Below are 11,391 nucleotides of genomic sequence, written 5' to 3'. Positions count from 1 at the left end.
CCCGCGGCACCCTGCCGATGCCGCTCACCATCCGCGTCCCTTACGGCGGCGGCATCGGCGGCGTCGAGCACCACAGCGACTCCTCCGAGGCGTACTACACGGCGACCCCCGGACTCCACGTCGTCACCCCGTCGACCGTCGCCGACGCCTACGGCCTGCTGCGCGCGGCGATCGCCTCCGACGACCCCGTGGTCTTCCTCGAACCGAAGCGCCTCTACTGGTCGAAGGAGCCGTGGGACGCCGAATCCCCGCGGCCCGTACCGGAGTTGGGGCGCGCCGTGGTGCGCAGGCCCGGCACCTCGGCGACCCTGATCGGCTACGGCCCCTCGGTCCCGGTCTGCCTCCAGGCCGCGGAAGCCGCCCGCGAGGAGGGCTGGGACCTGGAGGTCGTCGACCTGCGCTCGCTCGTGCCGCTCGACGAGGAGACGGTGGCCGCCTCCGTCCGCCGCACCGGCCGCGCCGTCGTCGTCCACGAGGCGCAGGGGTTCGGCGGTCCCGGCGGGGAGCTCGCCGCGCGCCTCTCCGAGCGGTGCTTCCACCACCTGGAGGCGCCCGTGCTGCGGGTCACCGGATTCGACATCCCCTACCCGCCGCCGATGCTGGAGCAGCACCACCTGCCGGGCGTCGACCGGGTGCTGGACGCGGTCGCACGCCTCCAGTGGGAGAGCGAGTGGACGCCGGGGGAGGCGCGATGACGGCCGGACAGGACACGCGGCGAACCGAACCCGACCTCGCCGCGAGCGAGTTCGCGCTCCCCGACCTCGGCGAGGGGCTCACCGAGGCGACCGTGGTGCGCTGGCTCGTCGACGAGGGGGAGCGGATCGAGGTCGACGCGCCCGTCGTCGAGGTCGAGACGGCGAAGGCGACGGTGGAGGTGCCCTGCCCGTACGCCGGCACCGTCCTCGCGCGGCACGCGGCCGAGGGCGCCGAACTCCCGGTCGGTGCCCCGCTGGTGACGGTCGGCTCGGCCGAGCGCTCCGCCGAAGCGGAGCCGGCCGCCGAGGCGGAGCCGGCCGAGGACGGCGCCTCGGGCAACGTCCTCGTCGGCTACGGCACCCGCCCGGCCGAGCGCCGCAGGCGGCGCGTGCGTCCGGGCGCGCCCGACGGCGGCCCGCGCACGCCGCCGCCCGCGCCCGCGCCCGCGCCCGCGCCCGAACCGTCCGGCGCTCCCCGCACCGCCAGGGTGATCTCCCCGCTCGTCCGCAGGCTCGCCCGCGAACACGGCGTCGACCTCCGCGGGATCGACGGTTCGGGACCCGAGGGCCTCATCCTCCGCGCCGACGTCGAGCGCGCCGCCGACCCGCCTGCGCGGCAGGGGAGTCGGGGCACCCGCTTCCCCCTCACCGGGGTCCGCGGCGCGACGGCGGCGAAGCTCGCCCGCAGCCGCCGCGAGATCCCCGACGCCACCTGCTGGGTCGACGCGGACGCGACCCGGCTCCTCGAAGCGCGCCGCGCGCTCAACGAGTCGGGCGAGGAGGAGCGCGTCTCCCTCGCGGCCCTCCTCGGCAGGATCGCCACGGCGGCGCTCGCACGCCACCCCGAGCTCAACTCCACCGTGGACACCGAGGCGAACGAGGTCGTCCTGCTGCCGGAGGTGCACCTCGGCTTCGCGGCGCAGACACCGCGCGGGCTCGTCGTCCCCGTCGTCCGCGACGCGCATGCGCGCACCACGGGGCAGCTCGCCGCCGAGCTGCGCCGGCTCACCGAGGCCGCGCAGGAGGGCCGCCTCGCACCGGCCGACCTCACCGGCGGCACGTTCACCGTCAACAACTACGGCGTATTCGGCGTCGACGGCTCCACGCCGATCGTCAACCACCCCGAGACGGCGATGCTCGGCGTCGGCAGGATCGTCGAGAAACCGTGGGCCTTCGAGGGCCGACTCGCCCTGCGCCGCGTGGTGCAGCTCTCGCTCACCTTCGACCACCGGGTGTGCGACGGCGGGACGGCGGGCGGTTTCCTCCGGTACGTCGCCGACTGCGTCGAGGAACCGGCGAGGCTGCTGCGCGCGGTGTGAACGGCGGCGGCGCCGCACCCGTCGTGACGGCGCCGCCGCACCCTCCGTACGCTCGAAGCGTGAGCCAACGCCCCTGCCCTCCCTACGACGCGGTCGTGCTCGCCGGCGGAGGCGCACGCCGCCTCGGCGGCGCCGACAAGCCGGCGGTCACCGTCGGCGGACGCACCCTCCTCGACCGCGCGCTGGGTTCCTGCACCGACGCCGCGCACACCGTCGTCGTCGGGCCTCGCCGGCCCACCGCGCGCGCCGTCGACTTCACCAGCGAGAGCCCGAGCGGCGCCGAGGGCCTGGGCCCGCTCGCCGCGCTCGACGCCGGGCTCCGCCGCACCACGGCGCCGCTGCTGCTCGTCCTCTCCGCCGACCTCCCCTTCGTCACCCGCGCCACCGTGCGCACCCTCCTCGCTGCGGCAGGCGAAGCCGGCGCCGAGGGCGCGCTGGTGCACGCGGGAGGCCGCGACCAGCCGCTCCTCGCCGTCTACCGGAGCGATCCGCTCCGGCGTGAACTCGCCCTGCTCAGAACGGAGTACGGTGCGCTCTCCGGCCTCCCCCTCCGGCTGCTCGTCCCGGAGCTGGCGCTGCGCCGCGTACCCGACGAGGGCCCGCGCCCCGGCGCCGCCTTCGACTGCGACACCTGGGAGGACGTCGTCCGCGCCCGTACCGCGATCAGGGAGCATGGCACCGTGCTGACCGAATGGATGACCGCTGCCAAGGCCGAACTCGGCGTCGAACTCGACACCGAGGGCCCCGAGAACGCCACCGACTCCGCACCACCCGGCCTCACCACGGTGCTCCTCGACCTCGCCCGCGACGCCGCACACGGCGTCGCACGCCCCGCGGCCCCGCTCACCGCCTTCCTCGTCGGGTACGCGGCCGCCAACGCGGGCGGCACCGAGGAGGACGTGCGCGAGGCGGTGCGCAAGGCGACGGCGCTCGCGCAGCGTTGGGCGGCCGAGGAGGACGGGACCGAGAGGCGAGCGGAGGAACGATGAGCGGCTCCGACGAACTCGACGAGGCGATCGCCCTCGCCAACTGGGGCCGCAGAAAGCCCGATACGCGCCGCGAGGGCAGCACCCCGGAGCCCCGCGCGCACGGCGAGTCGGCGGGCGGGGAGGAGCGCCGCGGCCACGCCTCCGCGCTCGACTGGCCGCAGGCCCGCGCCCTCGCCGCCCGCGCCGCTGCCCCGCTCCCCACCGTCACCCTGCCGTTGGAGGACGCGCTCGGGCACACCCTCGCCGCCCCGCTCACGGCGCGCACCGACCTCCCGCCCTTCGACACCTCGGCGATGGACGGCTGGGCCGTCGCAGGTCCCGGACCGTGGGAACCGGTGGCCCCGCCGGACGATCCTGGCGTCCTCGCCGGCGGAACGGCGGAGCCGCCCGCGCTCACCGACGGCGAGGCCGTACGCATCGCCACGGGCGCCCGGCTGCCCCCGGGCGCGGGAGCCGTGCTGCGCAGCGAGCGCGCGGAGCTCGACGGCACGCGGCTGCACTCCGCCGCGCAGCCCCAGCCGGGCACCGACGTCCGCCCGCGCGGCCAGGAGTGCCGCACGGGCGACCGCCTCCTCGCGGACCGCCACCCCGTCACCCCGCCGGTGCTCGGGCTCGCGGCGGCCGCCGGGTACGACCGCGTCGAGGTCGTGCGGCGCCCCCGCGTCGAGGTGCTCGTCCTCGGCGACGAACTCCTCCACCGCGGCCTCCCGGCGGGCGGCCGCATCAGGGACGCGCTCGGCCCGATGGTCGGCCCGTGGCTCGGCCTGCTCGGCGCCGAGGTCCTCGTCACCCGGCGCCTGGGCGACGACGCGGAGGCGCTCCACGAGGCGGTGGCCGCCTCCACTGCCGACCTCGTCGTCACGACGGGCGGCACGGCGGCGGGCCCGGCCGACCGGCTGCGGCCCGTACTGGAGCAGTCGGGCGCCCGCACCCTCGTCGACGGGGTCCGCGTACGCCCGGGGCACCCGATGCTCCTCGCCGCGCTCGACGCGCCCGACGCCGAGCGCCCCCGCCACCTCGTCGGGCTCCCCGGCAACCCCTTCGCGGCCCTCGCCGCCCTCCTCACCCTCGCCGAACCGCTGCTGCGCACCCTCTCGGGTCGCGGCCCCCGCAGCGCCGACAGCCCCGAACAGTCCGACCTGCTCGACCCGTTCGCGCTCACCGGCGTCCTCGCCGTCGGTCCTGGATCGGCCGCCGCCCCCGCGCTCCGCCCCGCCTCGGCGCCGCTCGCCGAGGACGTGCCGGGCAGAGGCGAGGAGACCCGCCTGGTGCCGGTGCGTACGGAGACGCCCGAGGTGGGCGTGGCCGCCGTGCGCCCGGTGCGCTTCTCGGGTCCCGCGATGCTCCGCGGCATCGCCTCGGCCTCCGCGCTCGCCGTCGTCCCGCCCGGGGGCGCAGCCGCCGGCACGGTGGTGGAGCTGCTGGGCCTGCCGTGGTGAAGAAGCCGGCGGGCGACACCGGCCGGCGGCAGGTGATGCTGCCGCGCCCCGAGGTCTCCCCGCTGCGGCAGGTGGCGCGGCGGCTCCTCGCGGCGCTGGTGGTGCTGGCGGCGACGGTGGTCGTCGTCTACCTCGACCGCGACGGCTACCAGGACGACACGGGCGGCAGCCTCTCGTTCCTCGACTGCCTCTACTACGCCACCGTCACCCTCTCCACCACCGGCTACGGCGACATCGCCCCCGTCACCGACTCGGCCCGGCTCGTCAACGCGCTGGTGGTGACGCCCTTCCGGGTCCTGTTCCTGATCATCCTCATCGGCACCACGCTCGAAGCGCTCACCGACCGCACCCGCGAGCAGTGGCGCCAGGCCCGCTGGAGGTCCGCCATGCGCGACCACACCGTCGTCGTCGGTTTCGGCACCAAGGGGAGGTCGGCGACGGAGACGCTGCTGGCGACCGGCATGGCCAAGGACCGGATCGTCCTCATCGACCCCAGCAGCCAGGTGATGAAGATCGCCAACTCCGAGGGGTACGCGGGCGTCGTCGGCGACGGCACCCGCAGCGACGTCCTCCTGCGCGCGGAGACGCAGCGCGCGAAGCAGATCGTGGTGGCGCCTCAGCGCGACGACACGGCGGTACTGGTGACGCTGACCGCGCGGCAGCTCAATCCGCGCATCAAGATCGTCGCCGCGGTCCGCGAGGAGGAGAACGCCTCGCTGCTGCGGCAGTCGGGCGCCGACGCCGTCGTCACCAGCGCGAGCGCCGCCGGGCGCCTCCTCGGCGCCGCGATGCTGAGCCCGTACGCCAGCGCCGTTCTGGAGGACCTCATCCAGCGGGACACGGGCCTCGCGCTCAAGGAGCGCCCCGTCACCCGGGCGGAGGCCGGCCGCTCGCCGCGGGAGACGACCGACCTCGTCGTCGCCGTCGTCCGCGGCCACCGCGTCCTCTCCTTCGACGACCCGGAGGCCGCCCAACTCCAGCTCACCGACCGGGTCGTGGCGATCCAGCGGGCCGCCCCCGCACCGCCCGCGACCATCGAGGACTGAGCGCCCGGCACGCGGACGGCTCCGGCGGCGTGCGCGGTAGCGTCGGGGCCATGTCTGCTGCGTATGCCACGTCTGCCATGTACGCCATCACGATCCCCGAGCCCGGCGGCCCCGAGGCACTCGTCTGGGACGAGGTGCCCGCGCCCGAGCCGGCCCCCGGCGAGGTGCTCGTCGACGTCGCCGCGAGCGCCGTCAACCGCGCCGACCTGCTCCAGCGCCAGGGGTTCTACGACCCGCCGCCCGGCATCAGCCCCTACCCGGGCCTGGAGTGCGCGGGACGCGTCGCCGCGCTCGGCGAGGGCGTGACGGACTGGTCGGTGGGCGACGAGGTCTGCGCCCTCCTCGGCGGCGGCGGGTACGCGCAGCAGGTGGCCGTTCCCGCGGGCCAACTGCTGCCGGTCCCCGAGGGGTTGGAGACGGTGCAGGCGGCGGCGCTGCCCGAGGTGGTCTGCACCGTCTGGTCGAACGTCTTCCAGGCCGCGGCGCTCCGGCGCGGCGAGACGCTGCTCGTGCACGGCGGCGCGAGCGGCATCGGCACCATGGCGGTACAGCTCGCGACGGCGTTCGGCGCCCGCGTCGCCGTCACGGCGGGGACGCCCGAAGGGCTGGAGAAGTGCAGGGAGCTCGGCGCCGAGGTCCTCGTCGACTACCGGGAGCAGGACTTCGTCGAGGAGGTGCGGGAGGCCACCTCGGGCCGGGGCGCCGATGTCGTCCTCGACATCATGGGTGCCAAGTACCTGGGGCCGAACGTGCGGGCGCTGGCGACCGGCGGCCGGCTCGTCGTCATCGGCATGCAGGGCGGCCGCAAGGCCGAGCTCGACCTCGGCGCGCTGCTCACCAAGCGCGCCTCGGTGGCGGCGACTTCGCTCCGCGGCCGGCCGCCGGAGGAGAAGGCCGCGATCGTCGCCGCGGTACGCGAGCACGTCTGGCCGCTCCTCGCCGCCGGCGAGGTCTCCCCGATCATCGACCGCCGTTTCCCGATGAGCGAGGCGGCCGAGGCGCACCGTGCGCTGGATCGGGGCGGCCACTTCGGCAAGCTCCTCCTGACGACGTGACCGGCCCGCAGCCGACCGTCTGCCTGCTCGGGGCCGGTCGGCTGCACGGGAACATGCTTATGGGATTTACGCCCGAAATGCCGGAATCCTTGCGCCATGTGACGCTGGTGACGACAGTGCACCGCCCGGCTCGGGAAGGTCGCAGCCGTGGGACACGCTCGCCATGCAGAAACCGGCCGCCGCCCAGGGCTCAGCTCCCTCCGCGACACCCTCCTTTCCCTCCTCGCCTGCACCGCCGTCGCCGTCCCCGCGGCGGCGACCGCGACGCCCGCGCAGGCGAGCCCCGTCACCGCCGCCCCCGGGCCCTCCGCCCCCGGCCCGTACGACCGCGACCCGGGTCCGAGCGAGGCCGGCAGTGCGCAGCAGTGGCCGGGCCGCCTCCCGACCACCGCGCTGCCGACCGGCCTGCCGCCCGCCGCCGAGGCGCCCCGCGCCGCCGAGCGCGGACACCCCGGCGGCTCCGGCGACGCGCCCGCGCACTCGGCGCAGGAGGAGGCGCGTCGGCTCGCGGACGCGGCACGGAAGAAGGGCGAACGCCTCGCCGGGGAAGCGGAGAGGCAGGCGCGCGAGGCGGTCGGCACTCCCGGAGTGGCGCCCCGCCGGGAGACGACCGCGCGGCCGCCCGTCTCGGACGCACGGGGCCCGCGGTCCCACCACGCACCCGAGCCCTCCAAGGACCGCACCCCGAAGCCCCGGAAGCCCCGCGCGGACGAGCGGCGCGACGCCGATCACCCGCGCAAGCACTCCGACTCCCCCCGCAGACAACCGAGTTCGCCAGAAGCGAAACCGGAGGACGCCTCCCGGGCGCCCCTTCCCTCGCACGAGGCGGAAGAGGCCGGCGCCGTCCCCGGAACCCGCGCCCACGCCGGCCGCCAGGTCTTCCCCGTCCTGTCGCTCGGCGCCGGACTCGGCCTCATCGGCCTCGGCCTCGGCTTCCTCGGCTACCGGCTCCGCCGCGGCTGACGCACACGCCGCACCGACCGCGGGCGGCCGGTGCCGGGGTTGCCGGGCACGGGAGGGCCCGGGCGTTGCAGAATGGTGGGTATGACACAGCCGAGCAACGAACAGTCGTCTCAGGAGAGCCCCCAGGTCCTGGTCGTCGGCCCGGACGGGATGGCTCTCGGCACCACCGCGAAGGGCGGTGACGCCGAAGGCGAGGAGCAGGCTGAGGTCCCCGTGACGGAGATGGTCGAGCAGCCGGCGAAGGTCATGCGGATCGGAAGCATGATCAAGCAGCTGCTGGAAGAGGTGAAGGCGGCCCCGCTCGACGAGGCGAGCCGCGCCCGCCTCAAGGAGATCCACACCAGCTCCATCAAGGAGCTGGAGGACGGCCTCGCACCCGAGTTGATCGAGGAGCTGGAGCGACTCTCCCTCCCCTTCACCGAGGGGTCCAACCCCACGGACGCCGAGCTGCGGATCGCGCAGGCACAGCTCGTCGGCTGGCTCGAGGGCCTCTTCCACGGCATCCAGACAGCGCTCTTCGCCCAACAGATGGCGGCGCGGGCCCAGTTGGAGCAGATGCGCCGCGCGCTGCCCCCGGGCGCCGTCCCCGAGGACATCGCCAAGGCCGCGGGCGAGGACCCGGGCGCCCGCTCCGGCGGCCCCTACCTCTGACCTCTCCCTGACGCGCACCACCCGGGGCCCGGCCCTCCGCCCGCGCGGCGGACGGCCGGGCCCTCGTCCTTCCCTGGCTCACGGGCGCCGCGACATCCAGTGGTAGAGCGCCATCGCCACGCTCGTCGCGAGGTTGTAGCTGGAGACGAGCGGCTCCATCGGCAGCGAGACGAGCCGGTCGGCCCGCTCCCGCAGCGCGGGCGAGAGGCCGTGGCGCTCGGTGCCGAAGGCGAGGAGGACGCCGTCGGGGAGGTCGAGGCCCCGCAGGTCGTCGCCCTCGGGGTCCAGCGCGTAGAGCGGGCCCTCGGGGAGCGCGTCCGGCTCGGCCCTGGCGACGGCCGTCGCGAAGTGCAGCCCGGCGCCCGCGCGTACGGCGGCCGGGTGCCACGGGTCCGTCCCGCCCGTGGTGAGGACGCCGGCCGCACCGCATCCGGCGGCGAGGCGTACGACGGCGCCGACGTTGCCGAGGTTGCGCGGGTCGTCGAGCACGACGAGCGGCGCCGTACGCACACCGGAGCGCGGCACGGCGGGTGCGCCGGCGCGGGCGGCGAGGGCCGCGACCCCGGTCGGGTGGGCGCGCGGCACGAGGCTGCCGAGGGTGCCGGGCGGCACCTCGTCGAGGAGCGTCCGCAGCGGCGCCGTGAGGTCGGGTGCGAGGGCGTCGGCGAGGTCGAGCACGGACCCGGCGTCCTCGGTGAGCGCGACGGGGACGTGCGCACCGAAGCGCAGCGCGTGCTTGAGCGCGTGGAAACCGTCGAGCACCACGACGGCGTCGGCCTCGTCCGCCCGGAGCCGGTGCCAATTCCGCACGGGCGCAAGCGGATCGGGCGTACTGGACGGCTCGGGGCGGTGCGGCATCCTCCCGAGCCTAACCGGCGCCGCGGAAGCGGCCGTCGGGCCGCCTCGCGGTCAGCGCCGCGCCCGGTCCGCGTGCGGGGCCGGCGCGGAGTCGGGCGCCGGCGCGTCGGCGGAGCGCGGGCGCGGCAGGCGGCGCGGGGCTTCCGGGTCAGGGCGGCGGGTGAGCCGACGGCGCAGCGCGTCGGTGCGCGCGCCGGTCCACAGCAGGAGCGCGGTGGGGAGGAAGACGATGTCGGCCGCGATCATCGCGAGGGAGAAGAACGGCAGCCCGAGGAGGACGGCGATGCCGAGGTGCTCGACGATCATCAACGCGAGCAGGGCGTTCTTCGCTCGCCGGTTGAGGAGCGTGAAGGGGAAGGCGACCTGCGTGAGCACCGTGCCGTAGGTGACGACCATGATCATCAGACCGTTCCCCGCGAGCACCTCGCTCAGCCCGGGCCACGGCGAGAAGTAGTCCAGGTGCATCGGGTAGTAGACGGCCGTCCCGTCCTGCCAGCGCGAGCCCTGGATCTTGTACCACCCGGCGGTCGAGTAGATCAGGCAGACCTCGACCATGATCACCAACAGTGCCCCGTTGTGGAGGACGTTGGCGACGACGTCCATCAGGTCGCGGCCCTCGGTGTTGCCGGTGGTGGCGGCCGTGCGGGTCAGCAGCCACCACGCGCCCTGCGCGAGCCAGAGCCCCCAGAAGAGCAGCCCCCAGCCCAGCGAGAACCCTCCGCTGAACGTCCCCCCGAGCAGCACCGCACCGCAGACCGCCCAGAGCACGGGTCCCGTCGCGCCGAAGGACGGCCCCCCGTCCGCGCACCGGCGCGCCCGCCTCGCGTCGAGCGACCACACCCGGGCGCACCTGGTGAAGACGAGGTATATCGCCATCAGATGGATGACGTTGTCGCCGCCGTCCCCCATGAAGATGCTGCGGTTCTGCAGGGAGAGCACCCCGACCATGAAGAAGACCGAGCTCATCCGCGTGCGCCAGCCGAGGAGGAGCGCGACGCTCGCGAGGATCGCCAGGTGGTAGACGAGCTCGAACCAGAGCTGGGAGCTCGACCACATCAGCACGCTGAACGCGTGGTTGGAGTCGAGCAGCCGCTCCCCGAGTTCGAAGCTCCAGGTGCTGTCGGGCCCGTAGAGCCGGCGGCGGTGCGGCCACTCGCGGAGCAGGAAGAAGAGCCAGGTCGTCCCGAAGCCGATGCGGACGACCGCCGTCTGGTACGGCCCCAGCACGCTGCCCGTCACGCGTGCCAGGGCCCGCGAGAGCCAGCGCTCACCCCGCGTCTGCGTCCACTCGGCCGCCCGTTCGCCGTCGTGCTGCGGCATCTGCGCCTCGCTCACCTGCCTGCGCCTCCGGGAAGGTCGGAGCTGGTGATCTGCCACCACGGCTGGGTGCTGTACTGCGTCTTGGTGTCGATGCGCTCCTCGCTCCAGCCGGGCGCCGCCACCGGTGTCACGGCGGAGCGCACCTGTATCCGCTCGACGGTGCCGCCGTTGAGCTCGGGACCGAAGCGGTGCATCACGATCCGCTTGAGGTACTCCTGGGAGAGTTCGCCGCGCATGCCGATGGGCCGGCCCTCGTCGTCGTGGTGGTTGCCGAAGAACTCCCAGGCGCGCCGGAGTTCGTTCTGCTGCGTGTGGCTGGGCGCGGGGTTGCCGCGTATCGCCTCGCCGTCGACCGCGGTGAGGTCGACCCAGCCCGTGGTCTCGTTGCCGCCGTCGTCGTGGGCCACCACGGCGCGCGCGTGGACGTGGATGTTCTGCTGGAGCGGGTTGGGCGCGAAGAGCTTCCAGTTCTGCTCGAACTCGGGGTAGACGTACGCGTCGATCGCGGCGTCGTGTTTCTTGCTGAGGCTGTTGTCCGGCGCGACGTGGAGGAAGACCATGCCGAGGTGGACGGCAGCCCCCACCGCCACGGCACCGACGGCGAGCGCGGCGACGATCCTCGTCCGCAGGGGGAGCGCGGCGGCACCGACCGGGGCGCCCGGCTCGTGCGCCGGCTCGTGCACTTGTGGCTCCATGCCCTCCCAGCTCCCCACGTTCCCCGTCGACCGCACCCCACCCGGAAGTACGCGCGCGCTCACCCTATGACTCCGGGGCGCACAACAGCAGCCCTCGCTCCGGCTCCCCATCGCATCCGCACAACCCCGCGCGCCACCCGAAGTGCGCGCGACACCCCGCGGCGGGACCATGACCGCGTACGGGCAGCACGACGGTTGGCCCGCACACGAGGGCAACGTACCGTGCGACGGGTGACGCACACCGGCTCGCGGGACGTTCGGCCGGGACCGGGGCCCCTCGTCCCGTCGGACCGGCCGCCCGCAGGCGGGAGTTGCCCGCACGTGAGAGGTGGAACGACGTGAGAGAGCCCCAGCCCCCACC

11 protein-coding genes are annotated in these 11,391 nt (G+C 75.3%); 8 read left to right on the top strand and 3 right to left on the bottom strand.

Annotated features, from left to right (window positions below):
* The 8 genes from UWG_RS0105735 to UWG_RS0105700 form a co-directional block, all read left to right on the top strand.
* The coding region (locus tag UWG_RS0105735; protein ID WP_016906246.1) for an alpha-ketoacid dehydrogenase subunit beta at positions 1 to 695 on the top strand (695 nt) is incomplete at its 5' end.
* The gene (locus UWG_RS0105730; RefSeq protein ID WP_033195981.1) at positions 692 to 2,014 is read left to right on the top strand and encodes a dihydrolipoamide acetyltransferase family protein; all 1,323 of its coding nucleotides are present in this window, start codon (positions 692 to 694) and stop codon (positions 2,012 to 2,014) included. The genes UWG_RS0105735 and UWG_RS0105730, both read left to right, overlap by 4 nt.
* Before the next feature lie 59 nt (positions 2,015 to 2,073).
* The gene (locus UWG_RS0105725; RefSeq protein ID WP_078495591.1) at positions 2,074 to 3,003 is read left to right on the top strand and encodes an NTP transferase domain-containing protein; all 930 of its coding nucleotides are present in this window, start codon (positions 2,074 to 2,076) and stop codon (positions 3,001 to 3,003) included.
* The gene (locus UWG_RS0105720) at positions 3,000 to 4,442 is read left to right on the top strand and encodes a molybdopterin molybdotransferase MoeA (RefSeq protein WP_016906243.1); all 1,443 of its coding nucleotides are present in this window, start codon (positions 3,000 to 3,002) and stop codon (positions 4,440 to 4,442) included. Before UWG_RS0105725 ends, UWG_RS0105720 begins: the two co-directional genes overlap by 4 nt.
* Complete coding sequence (locus tag UWG_RS0105715) at positions 4,436 to 5,488, top strand: potassium channel family protein (protein WP_016906242.1); 1,053 nt, start codon at positions 4,436 to 4,438, stop codon at positions 5,486 to 5,488. Before UWG_RS0105720 ends, UWG_RS0105715 begins: the two co-directional genes overlap by 7 nt.
* A 77-nt stretch (positions 5,489 to 5,565) precedes the next feature.
* Positions 5,566 to 6,543 carry an NAD(P)H-quinone oxidoreductase gene (locus UWG_RS0105710; protein ID WP_016906241.1) on the top strand — a complete coding sequence of 326 codons (978 nt, stop codon included), beginning with the start codon at positions 5,566 to 5,568 and terminating at the stop codon, positions 6,541 to 6,543.
* 147 nt (positions 6,544 to 6,690) lie between these two features.
* Complete coding sequence (locus tag UWG_RS0105705; RefSeq protein WP_016906240.1) at positions 6,691 to 7,506, top strand: hypothetical protein; 816 nt, start codon at positions 6,691 to 6,693, stop codon at positions 7,504 to 7,506.
* An 81-nt stretch (positions 7,507 to 7,587) separates the two neighbouring features.
* Positions 7,588 to 8,157: a bacterial proteasome activator family protein gene (locus tag UWG_RS0105700; RefSeq protein ID WP_016906239.1), complete on the top strand. Its 570-nt coding sequence runs from the start codon at positions 7,588 to 7,590 to the stop codon at positions 8,155 to 8,157.
* A gap of 78 nt (positions 8,158 to 8,235) precedes the next feature.
* Here UWG_RS0105700 and UWG_RS0105695 read toward each other — a convergent pair whose 3' ends face one another.
* From UWG_RS0105695 to UWG_RS0105685, 3 genes are read right to left on the bottom strand one after another with little or no spacing between them, the layout of a single operon-like run.
* On the bottom strand, positions 8,236 to 9,015 hold the full coding sequence (locus UWG_RS0105695; RefSeq protein ID WP_029391198.1) for a TrmH family RNA methyltransferase: 780 nt from the start codon (positions 9,013 to 9,015) through the stop codon (positions 8,236 to 8,238).
* Positions 9,016 to 9,066: 51 nt separating this feature from the next.
* Complete coding sequence (locus tag UWG_RS0105690; RefSeq protein WP_016906237.1) at positions 9,067 to 10,350, bottom strand: HTTM domain-containing protein; 1,284 nt, start codon at positions 10,348 to 10,350, stop codon at positions 9,067 to 9,069.
* Positions 10,347 to 11,030, bottom strand: a complete 684-nt coding sequence (locus UWG_RS0105685) for a DUF5819 family protein (protein WP_237719996.1) — start codon at positions 11,028 to 11,030, stop codon at positions 10,347 to 10,349. The genes UWG_RS0105690 and UWG_RS0105685 overlap by 4 nt, the downstream gene beginning before the upstream one ends.
* Positions 11,031 to 11,391 lie beyond the last annotated feature (361 nt).

Source organism: Streptomyces xiaopingdaonensis, from assembly GCF_000262345.1.
GTDB classification, from domain to species: domain Bacteria; phylum Actinomycetota; class Actinomycetes; order Streptomycetales; family Streptomycetaceae; genus Streptomyces; species Streptomyces xiaopingdaonensis.
This window is presented reverse-complemented; position numbering and strand designations above follow the sequence as displayed.